Source organism: Lysobacter claricitrinus (assembly GCF_045866565.1).
Lineage (GTDB): Bacteria > Pseudomonadota > Gammaproteobacteria > Xanthomonadales > Xanthomonadaceae > Cognatilysobacter > Cognatilysobacter claricitrinus.
Genome location: NZ_BAAFZV010000001.1, coordinates 822,793 through 840,557, shown reverse-complemented (window position 1 = coordinate 840,557; position 17,765 = coordinate 822,793). Strand labels below are relative to the sequence as shown.

Annotated in this window: 20 protein-coding genes and 1 pseudogene; 6 read left to right on the top strand and 15 right to left on the bottom strand. The window is 68.0% G+C overall.

What is annotated here, in order from left to right; all coding sequences use genetic code 11:
- Nucleotides 1-13: 13 nt before the first annotated feature.
- From ACKTTN_RS03620 to ACKTTN_RS03595, 6 genes are all read right to left on the bottom strand, one after another.
- Nucleotides 14-751, bottom strand: a complete 738-nt coding sequence (locus tag ACKTTN_RS03620; RefSeq protein ID WP_407908506.1) for a hypothetical protein — start codon at nt 749-751, stop codon at nt 14-16.
- A 65-nt stretch (nt 752-816) separates the two neighbouring features.
- Nucleotides 817-1,515, bottom strand: a complete 699-nt coding sequence (locus tag ACKTTN_RS03615) for a C39 family peptidase (RefSeq protein WP_407908505.1) — start codon at nt 1,513-1,515, stop codon at nt 817-819.
- 70 nt (nt 1,516-1,585) lie between these two features.
- Nucleotides 1,586-2,353 carry a hypothetical protein gene (locus tag ACKTTN_RS03610; RefSeq protein ID WP_407908504.1) on the bottom strand — a complete coding sequence of 256 codons (768 nt, stop codon included), beginning with the start codon at nt 2,351-2,353 and terminating at the stop codon, nt 1,586-1,588.
- Nucleotides 2,354-2,386: 33 nt separating this feature from the next.
- Nucleotides 2,387-3,145, bottom strand: coding sequence for a hypothetical protein (locus ACKTTN_RS03605; RefSeq protein WP_407908503.1), 759 nt, complete (start codon nt 3,143-3,145; stop codon nt 2,387-2,389).
- A 45-nt stretch (nt 3,146-3,190) separates the two neighbouring features.
- A complete protein-coding gene (locus ACKTTN_RS03600; RefSeq protein WP_407908502.1) occupies nt 3,191-3,781 on the bottom strand; it encodes a hypothetical protein in 591 nt (196 codons plus the stop codon).
- Nucleotides 3,778-4,275: a hypothetical protein gene (locus ACKTTN_RS03595; RefSeq protein ID WP_407908501.1), complete on the bottom strand. Its 498-nt coding sequence runs from the start codon at nt 4,273-4,275 to the stop codon at nt 3,778-3,780. Before ACKTTN_RS03595 ends, ACKTTN_RS03600 begins: the two co-directional genes overlap by 4 nt.
- 332 nt (nt 4,276-4,607) lie before the next feature.
- Between ACKTTN_RS03595 and ACKTTN_RS03590 the strand changes: the two genes are divergently transcribed.
- Both ACKTTN_RS03590 and ACKTTN_RS03585 read left to right on the top strand, forming a co-directional pair.
- The gene (locus ACKTTN_RS03590; protein WP_407908500.1) at nt 4,608-5,324 is read left to right on the top strand and encodes a 2OG-Fe(II) oxygenase; all 717 of its coding nucleotides are present in this window, start codon (nt 4,608-4,610) and stop codon (nt 5,322-5,324) included.
- Nucleotides 5,325-5,350: 26 nt separating this feature from the next.
- Nucleotides 5,351-5,677: a hypothetical protein gene (locus ACKTTN_RS03585; RefSeq protein WP_407908499.1), complete on the top strand. Its 327-nt coding sequence runs from the start codon at nt 5,351-5,353 to the stop codon at nt 5,675-5,677.
- A gap of 222 nt (nt 5,678-5,899) precedes the next feature.
- Here the strand turns inward: ACKTTN_RS03585 and ACKTTN_RS03580 are convergent, their stop codons facing one another.
- Entirely contained in the window at nt 5,900-6,331 is a 432-nt protein-coding gene (locus ACKTTN_RS03580; RefSeq protein ID WP_407908498.1) for a response regulator, read from the bottom strand.
- Nucleotides 6,332-6,338: 7 nt separating this feature from the next.
- On the bottom strand, nt 6,339-7,310 hold the full coding sequence (locus ACKTTN_RS03575; RefSeq protein WP_407908497.1) for a sensor histidine kinase: 972 nt from the start codon (nt 7,308-7,310) through the stop codon (nt 6,339-6,341).
- On the opposite strand from ACKTTN_RS03575, the pseudogene ACKTTN_RS03570 reads away from it, so the two are divergent.
- A pseudogene (locus ACKTTN_RS03570) lies at nt 7,191-7,715 on the top strand (SLC13 family permease); the annotation flags it as partial. The gene ACKTTN_RS03575 and the pseudogene ACKTTN_RS03570 overlap by 120 nt on opposite strands.
- Before the next feature lie 37 nt (nt 7,716-7,752).
- Here ACKTTN_RS03570 and ACKTTN_RS03565 read toward each other — a convergent pair.
- Together ACKTTN_RS03565 and ACKTTN_RS03560 are read right to left on the bottom strand one after the other, a co-directional pair.
- Nucleotides 7,753-8,850 (bottom strand): sensor histidine kinase, encoded by a 1,098-nt coding sequence (locus tag ACKTTN_RS03565; protein ID WP_407908496.1) that lies wholly within the window; start codon nt 8,848-8,850, stop codon nt 7,753-7,755.
- 167 nt (nt 8,851-9,017) lie between these two features.
- Nucleotides 9,018-10,106 carry a PA0069 family radical SAM protein gene (locus ACKTTN_RS03560; RefSeq protein ID WP_407908495.1) on the bottom strand — a complete coding sequence of 363 codons (1,089 nt, stop codon included), beginning with the start codon at nt 10,104-10,106 and terminating at the stop codon, nt 9,018-9,020.
- A 170-nt stretch (nt 10,107-10,276) separates the two neighbouring features.
- Here ACKTTN_RS03560 and cls point away from each other — a divergent pair, with 170 nt between their 5' ends.
- From cls to ACKTTN_RS03545, 3 genes are all read left to right on the top strand, one after another.
- Nucleotides 10,277-11,704 (top strand): cardiolipin synthase, encoded by a 1,428-nt coding sequence (cls, locus tag ACKTTN_RS03555; RefSeq protein WP_407908494.1) that lies wholly within the window; start codon nt 10,277-10,279, stop codon nt 11,702-11,704.
- 215 nt (nt 11,705-11,919) lie between these two features.
- Entirely contained in the window at nt 11,920-12,180 is a 261-nt protein-coding gene (locus ACKTTN_RS03550; protein ID WP_407908493.1) for a hypothetical protein, read from the top strand.
- Between the two features lie 631 nt (nt 12,181-12,811).
- Nucleotides 12,812-13,600, top strand: a complete 789-nt coding sequence (locus ACKTTN_RS03545) for a pyridoxine 5'-phosphate synthase (protein WP_407908492.1) — start codon at nt 12,812-12,814, stop codon at nt 13,598-13,600.
- A gap of 280 nt (nt 13,601-13,880) precedes the next feature.
- Here the strand turns inward: ACKTTN_RS03545 and ACKTTN_RS03540 are convergent, their stop codons facing one another.
- The 5 genes from ACKTTN_RS03540 to ACKTTN_RS03520 all read right to left on the bottom strand — a co-directional run bounded on the left by ACKTTN_RS03540 (nt 13,881) and on the right by ACKTTN_RS03520 (nt 17,690).
- Complete coding sequence (locus ACKTTN_RS03540) at nt 13,881-14,300, bottom strand: ExbD/TolR family protein (protein ID WP_407908491.1); 420 nt, start codon at nt 14,298-14,300, stop codon at nt 13,881-13,883.
- A 9-nt stretch (nt 14,301-14,309) separates the two neighbouring features.
- Complete coding sequence (locus tag ACKTTN_RS03535) at nt 14,310-14,729, bottom strand: ExbD/TolR family protein (RefSeq protein ID WP_407908490.1); 420 nt, start codon at nt 14,727-14,729, stop codon at nt 14,310-14,312.
- Between the two features lie 31 nt (nt 14,730-14,760).
- Nucleotides 14,761-15,534: a MotA/TolQ/ExbB proton channel family protein gene (locus tag ACKTTN_RS03530; protein WP_407908489.1), complete on the bottom strand. Its 774-nt coding sequence runs from the start codon at nt 15,532-15,534 to the stop codon at nt 14,761-14,763.
- Nucleotides 15,535-15,609: 75 nt separating this feature from the next.
- Nucleotides 15,610-16,197: an energy transducer TonB gene (locus tag ACKTTN_RS03525; RefSeq protein ID WP_407908488.1), complete on the bottom strand. Its 588-nt coding sequence runs from the start codon at nt 16,195-16,197 to the stop codon at nt 15,610-15,612.
- A gap of 224 nt (nt 16,198-16,421) precedes the next feature.
- Nucleotides 16,422-17,690 (bottom strand): tetratricopeptide repeat protein, encoded by a 1,269-nt coding sequence (locus ACKTTN_RS03520; RefSeq protein ID WP_407908487.1) that lies wholly within the window; start codon nt 17,688-17,690, stop codon nt 16,422-16,424.
- Nucleotides 17,691-17,765: the final 75 nt, after the last annotated feature.

Below are 17,765 nucleotides of genomic sequence, written 5' to 3'. Positions count from 1 at the left end.
GAGACGGCTGCGGTCAGTGGCGCAGTCCGGACATGGCCGAAAGCGCCTGTTGGATGCCCAGCTGCTGCACCGCCGACGTCGGCATGGCCGTCGTCATCATCTGCAGATGCAGGGCATTGCTGGCGGTGAAGCCATCCCCGGCGATCTGCCCGATCTGCGTGATCCGGCCCGACGCGCCCGGCGTCACCTGCTGGCCGATGGTAGCGCCTGGCGCGACGAGTCCGAGCTGGACGCCGCCACCGACGAAACTGATCTGCGCCTGCAGTCCGCCATCGGCGGCCTGGGCGCTCGCTGCACCGTTGAATCCCGAAGGCGCGGCGGGATTGCTGCCGAGCTGCACGACGGTGAGGTTGCCCATGCGGTTGCCGTCGCCGGCGATCTGGGTGATCTGGCCGATGCCGTCGACGTGCACCTGCTCGCCGCCGATCGCGATGTTGTTCGATGCCGGTGCGTCGCTGCTGCCCGCCGCGGCGTTGGCATGGGTATCGACCTGCACGTCGAAGCCGGTGTCGGTGCGTTGCACGTACAGCGAGCCGACCGCGTTGGCGGTTCCGCCCTGCGCGGTGGCGAGCGTCGACACCAGGTCGATGCGCACGCCGACGAGCATGTCGGCGCCGTTGTATTTGCCGGTGAGCTGGCCGAGCGTCGCGTCGTCGACGAGATCGACGCGAAGGGGCGCGGCCGGCGCCGGCGTTGAAGAAGGTGGCAGGGCGAGCGCCGGACCGGCGCCCGCCACTGCCGCGAAGGCCATGAAAACAGCGTGGGGGAGGAGGCGGATTTTCATGGAGCCCTCGAAGCGAATCATTCCTTGATGCATCAGAACAGGTCGGCGCGGACCAGGCCGAGCTCGACGACCGGTACCGGCATCGACGCCTCGATGACCGCATCGCCGCGGCGCGCAAGCGCGACCGACTGGCGACCGTGCACGAGGTACGAGTCGGCGAGTGGCTTGTCGGCCACCACGGCGAGCACGATGCCGTTCCAGCCGGCGACGAAGTCCTGCTCGTTCATCACGCGATGACCGAGCGAGGGATCGGCGATGAAGACGCGACCGGATTCGGCGCCCTTCACCACCACGAAATGCTTGTAGCCCTTGAGATCGAGCAGCGCGATCACCGGCATCTGCAGGCGATACAGCGCGCTGGCGTCGATGCGGAAACCGTGTGCGCGGAACCCGTCGAGGCTTTCCACGTAGTGCTTCATGTCGAGCATGGAGAAACCGTTGCGCACGATCTCTTTCGGATCGTTGCCGACCAGCATGCTGCGGATCATGTGCGGCTCGTCGACTTCCATGCCGTAGCCGTAGCGCAGCACGCTGGCGAGCGCGGCGGATCCACAGCTGAAGTCGTAGCGCTGGCGCACCATGTCGCGATAGCGCAAGTCGCGCATCGTCGTGACCGGCTTGGCCACCGGCGCGCCGTCGACGATGTTCGCCAACGACAGGCTCGATGCATGTCCCGGCAACGCGGACGTGGCGAGCAGGACAGCGGACATCAGCAGCGGGAAGCGCGACATGGATTCTCCAGAGCGCGGTGGCCGGCGTGGGGCCGGCCACCGCGTTTACGACGTGGAGCCTTGGAACGGATTACGGACCGTCGACGGCCGAAGCGATCGAGAGGCCGTTGTGCTGCGCGTTGCCCACGCCCGAAGCGACGTTGACACCGATGTTGCCCTGCGCACCCTGCAGCGCGTTGCCGCCGAGCGAGGCGTACACGTCGAGGTCGCTGAACGCCCACGTATCGGAGTTCAGTTCGTTCTCGAACGTGCCCTGCGCGCTGGCCGAGGTGGCGATCGCGTAGCGGCCCGAGGTGTTGACCGAACCGGTCATCGCGTTGCTCTGGGCATTGCCCACGCCGGCAGCGACGTTCACGCCGATGTTGCCGCGCGCGTTGCGAAGCGCGTTGCCGTTCATTTCGGCGGTGTAGTTGGTGTCGGTCTGGAACGTCTCGGCGTAGTTGCCTTCGACGTCCTGCAGCGACGTCGCCATCGCGGTGGCGAACACCTTGCCGGCGTCGACCGACGACAGCGCGGCGTCGTTGGACTGCGTGTTGCCCACGCCCGCCGACACGTTCACGCCGATGTTGCCCTGCGCGTTGCGCAGCGCGTCGCCGTTGAAGCTGGCGATGTGGTCGCCGTCGCCGAACGAGGCATTGGCGATGGTGGTCTGGTACTGATCGGCCACGGCGGCGGACTTGCTCGAGATGTCGATGTCGCCGAACGCGAACACCAGCGCGTCGGTCTCGGCGAAGTCGGCCGAAACGGTCAGGTTGTAGATGTCGGCGGCGCCGGAAGCGAAGGCCGGGGAGGCGACGGCGGCGAGGCCGACGGCGAGGAGCGAAAGACGGAGCTTCATGGTGAGTTCCTTTTCAGTGGTTCGTGTGGGGGATTACGGGCCGTCGACCGCGGACGCGATCGAGAGACCGTTGTGCTGCAGGTTGCCGACGCCGGCCGCGACGTTGACGCCGATGTTGCCCTGCGCGCCCTGGAGGGCGTTGCCGCCGAGCACGGCGAAGGTGTCGAGGTCGTAGACGGCTTCGAGGACGTTGCCGAGCGAGGACTGGTCGCTGGCCGAGGTGGCGATCGCATAGCGGCCCGACGTGTTGACCGAACCGGTCATCGCGTTGCCCTGCGCGTTGCCGACGCCGGCGGCGACGTTGACGCCGATGTTGCCGCGGGCATTGCGCAGCGCGTTGCCGTTGAGCACGGCGCTGTAGAACGTGTCGAAGTCGGCCGAGTAGCCGGCGTTGAGCAGCGAGGTCTGCGACGAGGTCGCCATCGCGGTGGCGAACACCTTGCCGGCGTCGACCGACGACAGCGCGGCGTCGTTCGACTGCGTGTTGCCCACGCCCGCGCCAACGTTCACGCCGATGTTGCCCTGCGCATTGCGCAGCGCATCGCCGTTGAGGTCGGCAGCGTGGTCGCCATCACCGAGCGACGTGTTGAAGATCGTCTGCTGGTACTGGTCGGCAACGGCGGCCGACTTGCTCGAGATGTCGACGAAGCCGAACGCGTCGACGAAGCCGAGCGTGACCGCGAAGTCCTCGGAGTCGGTGACGTTGAAGATCGTGGCGCCGCCGGACGCGAAGGCCGGTGCGGCGAACAGTGCGCTGGCGGCGAGCGCGAGCAGCGTGCGATGCAGTTTCATGGGTTCTCTCTCCTGTTGACGTGGGTTCTGCCTAGCTGCCGTGGGTTACGGCGTGCCCCCCGGCAGTTGGAGCACGATGACGTTCGCCGACGCATTGCCGACGCCCGCTGTCTGGTTGATCTGGAGGACGCCGCTGGGTGCGGCGATGGCGCCGGCGTCGATGTGCGCTTCGCGCATGCCGACCGGTGCGGACGTGCTGGTGTCGGTCGACGCCGGCGCGGCGGTGGCGGCCAGTGCGGATTCGTCGACCTGCTGCACGAAGCCCGCGCTGGCACCGCTGCCGATCGCGATCAGGTTGGCCTGCGCGTTGCCGGCGCCGGCGACCTGGTTCACGCCGACGAGGCCGTTGCTGTTGTCGAGCGCGCCGCCGCTGATCGTGACCGTCGCGGCGCGCGTGAGGTCGGCGCCGCTGGTGTCGACCGCCTGCGCGCCGAATGCGCGTGCAAGGCTGGCGTCGCCGATCGCGATCGCACGCAGGTTGGCCTGCGCGTTGCCAACGCCCGCGGCGACGTTGACGCTGGCGACGCCCGACATGTCCGCCGCCGCGTTGCCGTCGATGCGGCTGTCGTCGCGCGATTGCGCGGCGGCGAGCGGCGCCAGCGCGAGCAGCATCGCCGCCACCAGCGCGCGGCTCACGGGCCGGCTCCGATCGCGCTGGCGCGCATCGCCGCCGCGGTGACCGTGTCGGCGATGCCGGAGGTCGCGCCGATCACCGCACCGCCGATCGTTCCGGTCATGCCGAGTGGCGTCGCCGCCGGACCGGCGGGCATGCCGCGCAGCTCGGGCATCTCGCCGCCGAAGCGGCGCGGATCGTGCGTCATCACCAGTGCGGTCGGTGCGGTGTCGCCCAGCGACTCCTCGCCGACCAGCGACTCCATCACACCGCCGAGCGCGTCGTTGAAGACGCGCGTGGGGAACACGGTCGCGGTGACGCGCGCCGGGTTGTCGGTGGTGTCGGCAGGGCCCCGGTACGCGATGCGCGGATTGACGTCGCGGACGACGACCATCGTCTGGTCGAGCGCCGCGTCCATGCCCGCGGGGGAGGACGCCGGATCACCCGCGCACGCCGGACCCGCCACGAACGCGGCGGTGAGGGTCAGCAGCAGGGTGGTAGGGCGGGGAAAGGGCACGGGCGCACTCCGTCGGGGTATCGCCCCTAGAGCCAGTCCCGTGCCAAGTTTTTAAGTCGTTGTTCGGAAACGTGTTTTCCCGGTGACGATCGCGGCGGCACCCGGCGGAACGTGCCAAACGTTTCATTCGTGCAACGTCGCCCCGGCGGGATTCACCAAGATCGTCGCGAGGTGACAGCGGCATTGCCCACGGTCGGGCCTGCCAAGCCGTGCCCAGCCATGCTTTCAACGGCCGGAGCGCGCGGCGGACGTCGTTCCCGAGCGCGTGTTTCATCCACGAAACCGGCGCCCGCATGCGAGGATCGGACCCCGGCCGACCGTCCCCCATTCACATGCGCCCCGACGATATCGCACCGTCCGACGATTTCATCCACGTGGTCGAAAACGCGCTCGATCCGGCGTGGTGCGCGCAGGTGGTGGAGCGTTTCGGGCGCAGTGGCGCGCTGCAGCCGGGGCGTATCGGCGGCGGTGTCTTTCCCGACATGAAGGACAGCCTGGACCTCACCATCTCCACGCTGGACGACTGGCGCGACGTGGTGAACACGCTCAACGAAGCCGTCGTCGCCGGCCTGCGCTCCTACCTGCGGCGCTGGCCGCACATGCTGGTCGCGCCGCTGATGCTGGAGACGCAGGTGGATGGCAAGCGCCACCGCCTTACCGGCGAACGCCTGCAGGCGATGGACGACGACGCGCTGACGCCGCTGCTCATGCAGGTGTTCCGCCCTGGCGGCATCAACCTGCAGCGTTACACCGCCGACCGCGGCGGCTATCCGTACTGGCACTGCGAGCTGATGCCACGCGACGCGAGCGCGGAGACGCTGCATCGCCACCTGCTGTGGACGGTCTACCTCAACGACGGGTTCACCGAAGGCGAGACCGAGTTCCTCTACCAGCGCCGCAAGGTCGTGCCCAAGACCGGTTCACTGCTGATCGCGCCCGCCGCGTTCACGCATACGCACCGCGGCAACCGCCCGCATGGCGGCGACAAGGTGATCGCCACCAGCTGGATCCTGTTCCAGCGCGCGGAAGCGCTGTTCGGCGCGCGCTGATCGAAGCAACCGCAGGTAGGACCACGATGCATCTCTACGAAGTGATCCGCTGGGGCAACGAGTCCGACGATGTCGACACCGGCGGCCCGGATGGACCGGACACCTGTTTCCTCGTGCGCGCGACCTCGGTCGAGCAGGCGGCGGCGATCGTCGACCGCGAACTCGCGCGCATGCCGAGTGAGTTCGTGATGCCGTGGGCAGCCGCGGTCTATCTGCTGGGCGACGATGCATCGACGCACACGGACGCCGCGATCCTGCGCGGTCCGTACATCGCGCGCGCATATCGACACGGGTGGCGACACTGGTATCGCGAAGACCCGGGCGCGGCGTGGGACGAACGCATCGAACGCTGAGGATGCGTTGCGTTCGATCGGCGTTTCATCGCGAACGCGATCGCGCCATGCAGCGAAGGCTGCTTCGACGGCTCCGAAGACCACGCCGATCACGAACGACCGAACGCCCCGCCAGCACATCCGCTTCAACCGTTCGCCACGCGGGCGCGAGCGCAAACATTGCGACGAACGCGACAGGCAACGTGAGCAACAGCACGAACGCGGCGACCGCCGCGCTGGATCTCAGGGCCGTGAGTGGTTCAGCACGAGCCAGTACAGGCCCACCTGCTTGACCGCCCACACGAACTGCTCGAAATCCACCGGCTTCTGGATGTAGCTGTTCACGCCGAGCGCGTAGGTGGCTTCGACGTCGAACGGCTCGGTGCTGGTGGTCAGCACCACCACCGGCAACGCGCGCGTGGCTTCGTTCGCGCGGATCGCCTGCAGCACTTCACGGCCGTCGACCTTGGGCAGGTTGAGGTCGAGCAGCACGAGCGACGGAAGATCGGCCGGATCGCGGTCCGCGAATCGGCCGCGTGCGAACAGGTAGTCGAGTGCTTCGGCACCGTCGCCGACAACCGCGAGCTGGTTCGCGATCTTGGCCTCGTCGAACGCGAGCCGGGTCAGCTCGACGTCGTCCGGATTGTCCTCGACCAGCAGGATTTCTTTGTGCATCCGCGCCTCAGTCGTCGGCGGCAGGCAGGTCCACGGTGAACGTGCTCCCCTGCCCCTCGGTGGACTCCGCTGTCACGTGCCCGCCGTGCCGGTGCGCGATGCGTTGCGCGATGGCGAGGCCGAGCCCGTGGCCTGCGCCCTGGTCCAACCCGTGCAGGCGTTGGAACGGCTGGAACAGCTTGTGAGCATACTGCATGTCGAATCCGCTGCCGGTGTCGTGGATCACCAGGCGCAGGCGGTTTCCGATGCGTTCACCGTGCACGTCGATGCGCGCGTCGCCCGTGTTGCGCGTGAACTTCCACGCGTTCTCCAGCAGCGATTTGAGCATCTGCCGCAGCAGGCGTTCGTCGCCGATCGCATGCAGCCCGGCCTGGACATCGACGGCGACGCTGCGTCCCGGTTCCAGGTCGTGCAGTTCGGCCAGCGCCCATTCGCACAGGATCGAGATGTCGACTTCGGCGGGCTGCATCGGCGCGCTCGCTGCACGCGAGAGTTCGCCGAGTGCGAGCAGCAGGCCGGACATGCGCGTCGCGGCGGCGCGGATGCGCGACAGATGCATGCGCTCGGAGGCGTCGAGCTTCTCGGAAGCGCGGTCCTCGAGCAGCTTGGCGAAACTTTCGATCGATCGCAGCGGGGCGCGCAGATCGTGCGCCACGGTGTCGGCGAACATCTGCAGCTGGCGTTGTTCGGCGTGCCCGTTCGCGGGCGCGTCGAGCCATTGCGCGAGCAGATGCGTCGCGTCGATGGCATGCACATGCAGCTGGCCACCCGGGAACGCGGCGAGCGCGATCGGCGCAGCAATTGCGGATGCATCGGCGAGCGCGGGATCGAGGTCGGCCAGGCGCGCGCCTGCGGCGAGATGCAGGCGCCGGGTGAATGCGGAATTGGCCGCGATCACGCGGCCGTCTGCGTCGACGAGCGCGCTGGGCGCAGCGCAGGCCGACAACCACGCCGCGGGGGCGGCGGCCGTCGGATCCATCCGGTCGGTCGGCGGGGGGCTGGGCACGGGGGAAAAGCCGGCTCGCGGAAACGCCGGAGTGTAGCGGCCACGGGTGACGGAGGGGTCCACGGAGCTCGCACAGCGGGCACCGGCGGCGATGGCTGCGTCGCCACGATTCCCGAGCCGACCATGGACCTCCGCCGGATCGCATTCGTGCCGATCCTCGCCGGCGCGCTCTACCCGTTCGTTAGCGAGCGCCTGCGCGTGGACGTCACCGCGGCGCTCACGCTGCTCGCGCTGGTGCAGACCAACGTGCTCGATGCGAAGCAGGCGCTGTCGGGTTTCGCCAGCGAGCCGGCGATGACCGTCGCAGCGGTGTTCGTGATTTCCGGTGCGCTGGCGGCGGCCGGGCTGACCGAGCGCCCCAGCGAGTGGATCGGCCGCGCCGCCGGACAGCGCAGTGGTTGCGGAGCCGCTGTGATCAGGCCGCGGCGGTCTCGCGCGGCAGGCGCAGTTCGAAGATCGTGCCGCGCTCGATGTCGGAGGTCACGCGCAGCGTGCCGCCGTGCGCCATCGCGATCTCGCGCGCGATGTAGAGCCCCAGTCCGAGACTGGTGGTGCGCGTCTCGGCCGCCGGCAGCTGCACGAGCGGCTTGAAGATGCGCTCGATGTCCTGTTCCGGCAACGGGCGCCCCTGGTTGATGACACGCATGACAAGGACATCGGCAGTGCCCTCTGCCTCGACGCATACCGGGGACAGGCTGCCACCGTGCTGCGCGGCGTTGACGAGCAGGTTGGTGAGCAGCTGCTGCAAACGGACGGGATCGGCGTGGACGCGCAGGTCGCCGTGCATGGCGGTCTCGAAGCGCGCCTTGGGAAAGGTGGCGCCCGCGTCGGCAACAGCGGCATGCACGACGTCGACGAGATCGCATTCGACGCGCAAGGTCGGGATGCCCGGGCCCATCTGCACGCGCGTGTACCCGAGCAGGTCGTCGACCATGTGGTGCATGAAGCGCGCCGAACGCGACGCGCGCTCGCCGAGCTCGTGCACCTGCGCCGGCGACACGCCGGTGCCGGTCAACAGCTGGCCGATCATCGCGACGGTGGCAAGTGGCGAGCGCAGGTCGTGACCCAGCACGGCGAGGAACAGATCGCGCGCGATGTCGGCGCGTTCGGAATACGCGACGATCGACTGCGCGAGCGCCTGGTCGATCGCCTCGTTGAAACGCACCATGTCGTCCAGCGTTTCTTCGTCGACTTCGCGCACGGTCGGCAGCCACTGGCGCAGCACGGTGGCGCGCAGCGCGCGGAATTCGGCGCTGAGCTGCAGGAGCGAAAAGTCGCTGTCCTGCCGCAGCGCGCCGTGGATCGCCGCGGCCGTGCGTGGCCCGCTCGCGTCGTCCGAATCGCCCTGCGACTTCTCGAACTGCTCGTGCTGCGACTGCGGTGATTCGAGATCGATCGCGACCGCGGTGAGGATGTCCTTGGCGTGGTCGCGCAGCGCGAGGTCCGTCATGCGCGTGCCTTCGGGCGCGTTGCGGCGCGCGAACTGCTCCCAGTCGGCGAGGATCGGGTCCATGTGCGACTGAATGAATCGGGACAGCGGCATCGGAAGTTCCCTGCGACGGCCTGGCATGCGTGCCGGACCCTGGATCTCGTCGCGTCGACGAGTAGAGCGCGATGCGGCGGTGGCGCGCCACCGGTGTCCACGCAGTGTAGGCGTTCGGCACTCGCCGCGCCCTGCGGTCAGAACAGCTCGCCCTGTGGCGTCGGCCTGCGCGGCGGCGTGAACCGGCTCGCATCGAGTTCACCGTAGCGCCCGTAACCCAGGCGCGCTCGCGCCTTGCGGAAGCGCTGCTGCACCAGCTGCGCGAACACACCGGTGCCGGTCATGCGCGTGCCGAACTCCGCGTGGTAGTCCTTGCCGCCGCGCATCTGCTGCACCAGGCTCATCACGTGCGCGGCGCGATCGGGGTAATGCAGCTCCAGCCACTCGCGCCACACATCCTTGAGCTCATGCGGCAGGCGCAGCAGCGTGTAGCCGGCTTCGCGCGCGCCGTTCCCGTACGCGGCCTCGAGGATGTGCTCCATCTCCATGTCGGTGATCATCGGGATCACAGGGGCGACCATCACCCCGACCGGCACGCCGGCCGCAGCGAGCGCCTTCATCGCACGCAACTTCGCATGCGGCGCCGACGCACGCGGTTCGAGCTTCGATGCGAGCCGGTTATCCAGCGTCGTCACCGAGAAATGCACGCTGACGAGGTTGTCGCGCGCCATCTGCGCGAGCAGGTCGACGTCGCGTTCGATCAGCGCGCTCTTGGTGACGAAGCTCACCGGATGCTTTGTCTCCGCGAACAGCTCCAGCACCTGCCGGGTGATCCCGTAGCGGCGCTCGATCGGCTGGTAGGCGTCGGTGTTGATGCCGAGCGCGGTCACCTGCGGCACGTAGCCCGGTTTGGCCAGTTCCTCGCGCAGCCGTTCGAGCGCATTGGTCTTGGCGAACAGCTTGGTCTCGAAATCGAGCCCGGGCGAGAGGTCGAGGTAGGCGTGCGACGGCCGCGCGAAGCAGTAGACGCAGCCATGCTCGCAACCACGGTACGGGTTGAGCGACTGCGAGAAGCCGACGTCCGGCGACTGGTTGCGCGTCAGGATGGTGCGCGCGCGTTCCTCGGTGACGGTGGTCGCGAGCTTGGGCGGATCGACCAGGTCCTCGTAGACCGAGCCCCAGCCGTCGTCGACGCCCTGCGTGGTGGTGACCTCGAACCGGCCGGCCACGCGCGATGCCGACCCGCGGCCCTTGATCGGTTTCAGTGCTTTGCGCGCGTCGGTCATCGGCGGATTCTCGGGGCCGCACGTCTCAGCCTGTGCGACCGGCGGCGTCACGGCCGCTTGTCGCGCGCGGCCCGTATGATCGAGCGCCCGGTGCCTGCCGTCCGGTCCCGCATGCCGTCCAAGCACGCCGCCCCGCTCCGCCGCCCACGCACGCCACTGCGGCCGCGCCGATGCTGACGCTGATCCACGCGATCGACGCGCTCGTGACCGCGCACCCGCGGCTAGGCGCCTGGCTGCTGGCCGGCTGGCTGGTCTACCTGGTGGGCCTCGGCCTGTGGATCGTGCTGCAGAAGCGCGAGCCGGCGGCGACGCTGGCATGGCTGATCAGCTTGGCCGCACTGCCCTACGTCGGCTTCCTCGTCTATTACGTATTCGGCCCGCAGCGCATCCGGCGCCAGCGCCTGCGCCGCGGACGCGCCCGCGCACGCATGCCGGAGGCGCCGGAAAACGCGATCGCATCGGAGTCACGCGAACTCACGCGACTCGGCCTCGCGACCACGCGCATGCCGGCGTCGACCGCCGTCGACGTGCGCCTGCTGGTCGACGGCGGCGCGACCTACGACGCGTTGCTCGACGCGATAGCCAGCGCGCAGGACCACGTGCATCTCGAGTACTACATCTTCGAGCCGGACCGCACCGGCACGCGCGTGCGTGACGCACTGATCGAACGCGCCCGCGCCGGCGTCACCGTGCGCCTGCTCGTCGACGCGGTGGGATCGGCGCGGCTGGGGCGTCGCTTCTTCGCGCCGCTGCTCGACGCGGGCGGCGAAGTCGCGTGGTTCCACCCGATGCTCGCGCGCTGGCGTCGCCCGTGGCTCAACCTGCGTTCGCACCGCAAGATCGTCGTCATCGACGGCCGCATCGGTTTCACCGGCGGCATCAACGTCACCGACGACGAGGACGAGCGCCTGCGCTCCGATGCGTATCGCGACCTGCACCTGCGCCTGGAAGGTGACGTCGTCGCCTCGCTGCAGCAGGTGTTCCTCGAGGACTGGATCTACGCGACCGGACAGAAACCACCGGGCGTTCCGCGACTCGACAGCGAGCCCGGCGACGTATCGACGCAGGTGCTGGTGTCGGGGCCGGACGGCCCGTGGGAAGCGATCCATCGCCTGCACGTGTCGGCGATCCACGGCGCGCGCCAGCGTGTCTGGCTGGCGACGCCGTACTTCGTGCCCGGCGAGGCCGCGATGATGGCACTGACGTCCGCGGCACTGGCCGGGCTCGACGTGCGCCTGCTGGTGCCGCGCCGCAGCGATTCGCGACTGGTCACCTTCGCCGCACGCTCCTACTTCGACGAACTGCTCGCCGCCGGCGTGCGCATCCACGAATACGGCCCGCGCCTGCTGCACACCAAGGCGCTGCTCTGCGACGACGAGGTCGCGATCATCGGCAGCGCGAATTTCGACAACCGCAGTTTCCGCCTTAATTTCGAGGTGTCGATGCTGTTCCGCGACACCGGCATCGCGGCAACGCTCGCCGAGTTGCTGCAGCACGACATGTCGAACGCACCGCGCGTACGGCCCGACAGGCGTCGCGCGTTCTTCCGCACGAAACTGCCGGAAGCGCTGGCGCGGTTGATGTCGCCGTTGCTGTAGGAACTGTCGCCGCATGGTGGCTGCGGGCAGTCATGCGCGTGAGAGCGCGCGTTCCACCCCACACCTGACGTTCGGGTCGCAGCGAGTTCTTGTCGGGCATCGATCGGAAGCGATGCCGACGCCCGGCGCCGATGGAGGGTCGCGTCCGTCGGCCCACCGGCCACCACCCGCCCCAAGCGGCGCTACACTCCGGCTGCTCGCCCGAGGAACGTCGCATGTCCTGGCTCTATCTGCTGCTCGCGATCGCCGCCGCGGCCATCGCCTTCAAGACCGCCTCGACCGCCCTGATGGTCGTCGCCCTGCTCGTCGCGTTGGCGCTGCTCGTAGCCTGGCTGATGGGCATGCTGGCCTCGCGCATGGAAAGCCGCAGCGGCGACGCGTCGATGATCATCGACCCGGTGGAACTGACCCGCCTGCGCGAACAGGCCGAAGCCCGGCGCGCAGCGATGGACGGAGCACCGCCTGCCGCCGAGTGATGCGGGCGGTTACCGTGTCCTTCATGACGTGATTCCGACGGCAATCCGTGTGTCGGTGGCTATCGCCTGCACGCGCGAACTGTCGCGGCTGCGCTACCTGTGAATGGTGGTCACGGAGCATTCGCGCTGGTTTGCCGGCGTGGTCGTTGACGCAGCGGGCCGAGCGTCCGCCGGCACTCGCGCCCGACGCCAATCGCGTTGCAGCCTTCGCGAGATTTGCACTGTTGCGCGCGACCGGTCGGGCGATGACGCGTGTGCGAAGTGGCCGAAGGCCGCTGGCGCATGCGCGTTGAAGCATGCGGACGACGCGTCGACGTGTGTTGTCGCGGCGACAGCCAGCTCACTGGCGCTCTACGCCCACCCTCACGCCCACGGATGTTGGACGCTGCTGCTTTCGATGCAGCAGTGCGTGTCGGTAACGTCTCATACCGACGCAATTGCCGTGCCCGACTTCCTGTACGAGAGGTCACGTCGCACCGACTGTGGATCGCACCCTGTTCCGCGCGCAACCGACGACGTCGACTGCTCGCGCCAATGGTTCACGCATTCGGCCGACGCATCCCGTCGGCCAGGGCCACCTGCGACGCCGCGATCCAACACTAGTGAACGTGCCGCGCGCTAGGATTCGCACATGACTCTGCTCAGCGTGAACGTCAACAAGATCGCCGTGCTGCGTAACTCGCGCGGCGGGCGCGAACCCGATGTCGTGCGTGCCGCGGCGACGTGCCTCGACGCCGGCGCGGCCGGCATCACCGTGCACCCGCGCCCTGACGCACGCCACATCACCGCTGACGACGTCCATGCGCTATCGGTGCTGACGCGCGAACGCGGCGTCGAACTCAACCTCGAAGGCAATCCGTTCGCGCCTCCGCGCGCCGGCTACCCGGGTTTTCTCGCGTTGTGCGAAGCGGTACGCCCCGCACAGGCGACGCTGGTGCCGGACAGCGACGCGCAGATCACGTCGGATCACGGCTTCGATTTCTCCGGGGACGTCGGTCGTTTGCGTGAACTCATTGCCGCGTTGAAGGCGCTCGACTGCCGCGTCAGCCTGTTCGTCGATGCCGATGCCGAGGCGGCGACGTTGCCGGCCGACCACGGCGTCGAACGCGCCGCGACCGTCGGCGCGGATCGCGTCGAGCTGTACACCGGTCCATTTGCCGAGGCATTCGCCGCGTCGACTGCAGAAGCCGCCCTCGCGTCCGCGCGCCGGGTCGCGATGCGCGCGCAGGCCGTCGGGCTCGGCGTCAACGCAGGGCACGATTTGAGCCAGGTGAACCTGGGCGCGTTCCTGCGCGGAGTGCCCGACGTGCTCGAAGTGTCGATCGGCCATGCGTTGATCGGCGAAGCGCTTTACGACGGCCTCGCGCCGACCGTGGCCGGCTATCTGCGCGTGATTCGCGAGGCGGTAGGCGCGGCCTAGTGGCCGTCTTTCGTGGCTCGACATCGGGTTGCTGCACGACCGGCGACGTGGGCTGCATGTGATCCATCGGCACCCGACACCATGGCCGCGACGCGTCGGCGCGCGCAGCTGTGGTGCGCGTTGCTCGCCGAGCCCACCGCGTGGGGAAACGTTGCGGCGTCTCGCACGTCCGATCAAGCAAAAAAAACGCCACCCGGAGGTGGCGTTTTCAACAAGGTAAGCGGTGTTGCGTGATTCTTTGGGCGCGCCTTTGTTCGAATTCTGACGCGCCGTACTGCGATTACTCGTTCGGCTGGACGAAGCCGATCTTGTCCATCTGCGCGTTCTTCGCGTCGGCCAGGACCTTTGCAAGCACTTCGTACTCGGCCTGACCATTCACGTCGATTTCCAGACGCGGCTGGTTGGTCGGATCGCGCTGGACCGTCTGCACCATGATGTTCTGCAGCTGGTTCAGCGGGATCGGTGCGTTGTCCCAGAACACGGTGCCCGACGCATCGATCTTCAACGACACGGGCGGCGGCGGCTCCTTGTCCACCGGCGGCGGATTGAGGGTCGGCTGCGGCAGGTTGATGTCGATCGGGTACGAAAGGGTCGGCGCGGTGACCATGAAGATGATCAGCAGCACCAGCATGACGTCGACAAGCGGCGTCACGTTGATGTCGGCCATGGGGCCGCTGCCGGAGCCTGTGCTGAAAGCCATGGCGATTCCTTACCTTTCTTTGGTGGCGACGAAGCCGACCTTGCGCATGCCCTGCTTCTGGGCCATCTGCACAAACTCGTTCAACGTTTGGTACTTCGTCGTCTTGTCGCCACGGATGTTGATCTGCGGCTGCGGCGTCTGCTGCGCGGTCACCGAGAGCTGGCTTTCGAGCGCGTTCTTGGTGATCGCCTCGTCATTCCAGAACACCGACCCGTCTTCCTGGACCGTCAGCGTGACCGGCGGCACCGGAGGTGCAACGTCTTCGCCACGCTTGATCAGGTTGGCCTGGGGCAGTTCCACCTTGACCTTGTGGGTCATGAGCGGTGCCGTGATCATGAAGATGATCAGCAGCACCAGCATCACGTCCACGAGCGGGGTGACGTTGATCTCGGCCATCGGGCCGCTGCTATTGCCTGAACTGAAGGCCATTTCCGACTCCGGTTAGGGCGTTCGACCGGGATTAGCGCTTGGCCGGGATTTCGCCGACGCGAGCACCCGTGGCGAAGAAGTCGTGCAGGTCGTGCGCGAACGTGTCGAACTTGTTGTTCGTCACGCGGTTCAGGCGGTTGAAGAAGTTGTACGCCAGCACCGCCGGGATCGCGACGAACAGGCCGAGCGCGGTCATGATCAGCGCTTCGCCGACCGGACCCGCGACCGCGTCGATCGACGCCTGGCCCGAAGCACCGATGCGGATCAGCGCGCCGTAGATGCCCCACACGGTGCCGAGCAGACCGACGAACGGAGCGGTCGAACCGACGGTGGCGAGCACGGTCAGGCCGGCTTCCAGACGCGACGACTCACGGGTGACGGCCTGGCGCAGGGCGCGGTCGACGAACTCGGAGCGGTTCAGCGACTCGACGAGGCGCGAACCCTCGTGACGCTGGTGGTGGGCAGCGGCCTGGGCGGCGTCGAGCGCGATCTTCGAGAACGGCTCGAAGCGCGGCTGCTCTTCCATGTAACGGATGGCGTCCTGCGCGTTCGGGGTCTCCCAGAACGTGCTGATGACGCGGTCGCTGGAGGTGCGCAGACGCGTGTTCTTGATGAAGTTCATGACGATCCAGTAGATCGACATGGCGGACATCAGCGTCAGGGTGAGGAGCACGACCCAGGAAATGATGTACTGACCCGGGCTACCGGTCATTTCCTGGAGCAGGTGCAGCGGGCCCATCTGCGTCAGGGCATTTGCGGCGTTGCCTCCGGTGGCGGCGGCTTGGGCGAGGGTTTCCTGCAGCATGACGCTTACCTTTGTTGAGTAGTTGAAAGGTGGTGCAAAAAAAGCGGGGCTGGAATTCGGGACGGGGCGGGGCGCTTACTGCAGCGACCACACCACCGGTACGACGGCCGTACCCGGATCGCCGGGGCAGACCTTCCAGCGGCGGACCGCGCTGACCGCGGCACGGTCGAGGTCGCGGTTGCCGGCGCTCTTGCGAACGCTGGCATCGGTGATGGTGCCATCGCCGGTCCACGTCACCTGGACGATCGTGGTGCCTTCCGCCTGCTCACGCAGTGCGGCCGGCGGGTAGCTCGGCGTGTTCTTGCTGCAGACGCTGGCCTGGCCGTTCACGACGTTCGGCGGAGACGGCGAAGCGGCCGGCGGCGACGGCGGGGCCGGCGGCGGCGCGGGCGGATCGACCGGGCTCGGATCGGTGTTCTCGATCGGCGGCTGGTCCGGCGGCGGCGGCGTCGGGGTCGGCTGCACGATCTGCTGCTTCGGCGGATTCAGCAGAAGCTGCTTCGGCGGTTCCGGCGGCGGCGGCGGCGGCGGGGGAGGCGGCGGCGGCGGCTTGATCAGGTTCACGACGGTGACCTGCTCTTCTTCCTTCTGCACCTTCGGCGCGGTGGCCGGGACCAGAAGGAGCAGCAGTGCCGCGACGTGCACGGCGATAGCGGTGGACACACCGGCAATACGAGGCCAGTTCAGTCCTTCGCTATCACGACGAGTGGCGTGGGAGAAGTCTTGCGTCATGCGCCATTGCTCAGGAGGGAATTCCGGACGCCATGGCGCCTCGGGCGTGGTTCAAACCCAAGGGTGTTCACGCCCGTGGGAACTGGCAAGCATATACCAAACGGCGGCAGCGGTTCCAAGCGCTTTTTACGCGCTTGTGACCGCTTGCGCGTTGTTTACTTGCCCGAGAGCGCAAGGATCTTCTTCGCGTCTTCCGGATGCTTCAGGCCCTTGTCGAGTGCCTGTTGCGCGGCCGCCTTGGCCTCGGAAATACGTTGCTCGTTGCGCAGGACACCGGCGAGTGCGAGGTAGGCTTCGCCATCCTTGCCCAGCGGTCCGGCCTTGCGATACGCATCGATCGCCTTGTCGACCTGGTCGGAGAAGTAATACGACTGCGCGAGCGCGAGATAGACGCTGTAGTCGGGCTTCAGCGCACCCTTCGACATGCCTTCGTTGATGACGTCGATCGTCTCCTGCTCCTTGCCCTGGATGTTCGCGTAGATGGCGAACAGCTGGCGGTAGTCGGCGTCGTCGGTGAGCTGGTTTTCCTTGCGCATCTGCTCGAGCAGCTGCGCGGCCTTGTCGGTCTGCTTGGTCTGCAGGTACGACTGCACGAGGTTGAAGCGCGCCTGCTTGTCACCCGGATTCTTCGACGCGACGGTCTCGGCGATCTTCGCGGCTTCGGCTGCGTTGCCGCTGCGCGCAAGCGAGTCGGCGAGGAGCTGGTCCCAATCGGCATGGCCGGGCGCGGCGGCGACCGCCGGCTTCAACGTCGTCGCAGCTTCCGCGTAGCGGCCGAGGCGATACAGCGCGTTGCCGCGCAGCACGAGCGACTCCGGCGCGGTGTCGTGCGTTTCGGCGAGGAACTGGTCGATGCTGGCGAGCGCGGACGCGTAGTCCTTCTGCATCATCTGCACCTGCGCGCGCTGCATCATCAGGCCGAAGTGCGCATCGTTGTCGAGGCTGTTCTGCGTCACCGCGGTGTTGATGTACTGCAGCGCCGCCGGATAGTCCTGCGCCTGGATCGCGGTCTGCGCGGCGAGCTGTGCGGCGAACGCCTTCTCGTACGGGTTCGATGCGCTGTCGGCGATGATCGCGTCGGCGCCGGTACGCACTTCGGCATTGTTGGCGTCGTTGAACGCCTTGAGCAGCGCCTGCAACTTGGGCGTGCCCTTCACCGACGCCTTGCCCGCCGCCACGCTACGCGTCGCGTTCGGGTACTTGGTGCTCGTCACGGCGGCGCTGACGGCCGCCGTCGACTCGTTCTTCTTCTCCGCCTTTTTCTCGCGCGCACGGCGCGCCGCTTCCGCACGACTCGAGCTCGAGACCGCGCGATCTTCGAGCTCATCGGTCTGGCTCTGCGCGAAAGCCGGCATGACGGAGGCGCAGGTGGCAACGGCGATCACCGCGGCGAGAGCGCGGCGACGAAGGAGGGGGGATGCCATGGTTTGACCTCGTTCCGGCCGCGCCGAGGCGCGGCAAAAAAGGCGGCGTAGAGGGCCGCCGGGGCGGTCACGCTA

Coding starts and splice junctions, on each gene's coding strand:
- ACKTTN_RS03545 (WP_407908492.1), top strand. CDS start 12,812: ATGACTCTGCTCAGCGTGAACGTCAACAAGATCGCCGTGCTGCGTAAC.
- ACKTTN_RS03565 (WP_407908496.1), bottom strand. CDS start 8,850: ATGGACCCGATCCTCGCCGACTGGGAGCAGTTCGCGCGCCGCAACGCG.
- ACKTTN_RS03615 (WP_407908505.1), bottom strand. CDS start 1,515: ATGTCGCGCTTCCCGCTGCTGATGTCCGCTGTCCTGCTCGCCACGTCC.
- ACKTTN_RS03550 (WP_407908493.1), top strand. CDS start 11,920: ATGTCCTGGCTCTATCTGCTGCTCGCGATCGCCGCCGCGGCCATCGCC.
- ACKTTN_RS03535 (WP_407908490.1), bottom strand. CDS start 14,729: ATGGCCTTCAGTTCAGGCAATAGCAGCGGCCCGATGGCCGAGATCAAC.
- ACKTTN_RS03620 (WP_407908506.1), bottom strand. CDS start 751: ATGGCCTTCGCGGCAGTGGCGGGCGCCGGTCCGGCGCTCGCCCTGCCA.
- ACKTTN_RS03575 (WP_407908497.1), bottom strand. CDS start 7,310: ATGGATCCGACGGCCGCCGCCCCCGCGGCGTGGTTGTCGGCCTGCGCT.
- ACKTTN_RS03585 (WP_407908499.1), top strand. CDS start 5,351: ATGCATCTCTACGAAGTGATCCGCTGGGGCAACGAGTCCGACGATGTC.
- ACKTTN_RS03605 (WP_407908503.1), bottom strand. CDS start 3,145: ATGAAACTGCATCGCACGCTGCTCGCGCTCGCCGCCAGCGCACTGTTC.
- ACKTTN_RS03560 (WP_407908495.1), bottom strand. CDS start 10,106: ATGACCGACGCGCGCAAAGCACTGAAACCGATCAAGGGCCGCGGGTCG.
- ACKTTN_RS03520 (WP_407908487.1), bottom strand. CDS start 17,690: ATGGCATCCCCCCTCCTTCGTCGCCGCGCTCTCGCCGCGGTGATCGCC.
- ACKTTN_RS03580 (WP_407908498.1), bottom strand. CDS start 6,331: ATGCACAAAGAAATCCTGCTGGTCGAGGACAATCCGGACGACGTCGAG.
- ACKTTN_RS03610 (WP_407908504.1), bottom strand. CDS start 2,353: ATGAAGCTCCGTCTTTCGCTCCTCGCCGTCGGCCTCGCCGCCGTCGCC.
- cls (WP_407908494.1), top strand. CDS start 10,277: ATGCTGACGCTGATCCACGCGATCGACGCGCTCGTGACCGCGCACCCG.
- ACKTTN_RS03590 (WP_407908500.1), top strand. CDS start 4,608: ATGCGCCCCGACGATATCGCACCGTCCGACGATTTCATCCACGTGGTC.
- ACKTTN_RS03540 (WP_407908491.1), bottom strand. CDS start 14,300: ATGGCTTTCAGCACAGGCTCCGGCAGCGGCCCCATGGCCGACATCAAC.
- ACKTTN_RS03530 (WP_407908489.1), bottom strand. CDS start 15,534: ATGCTGCAGGAAACCCTCGCCCAAGCCGCCGCCACCGGAGGCAACGCC.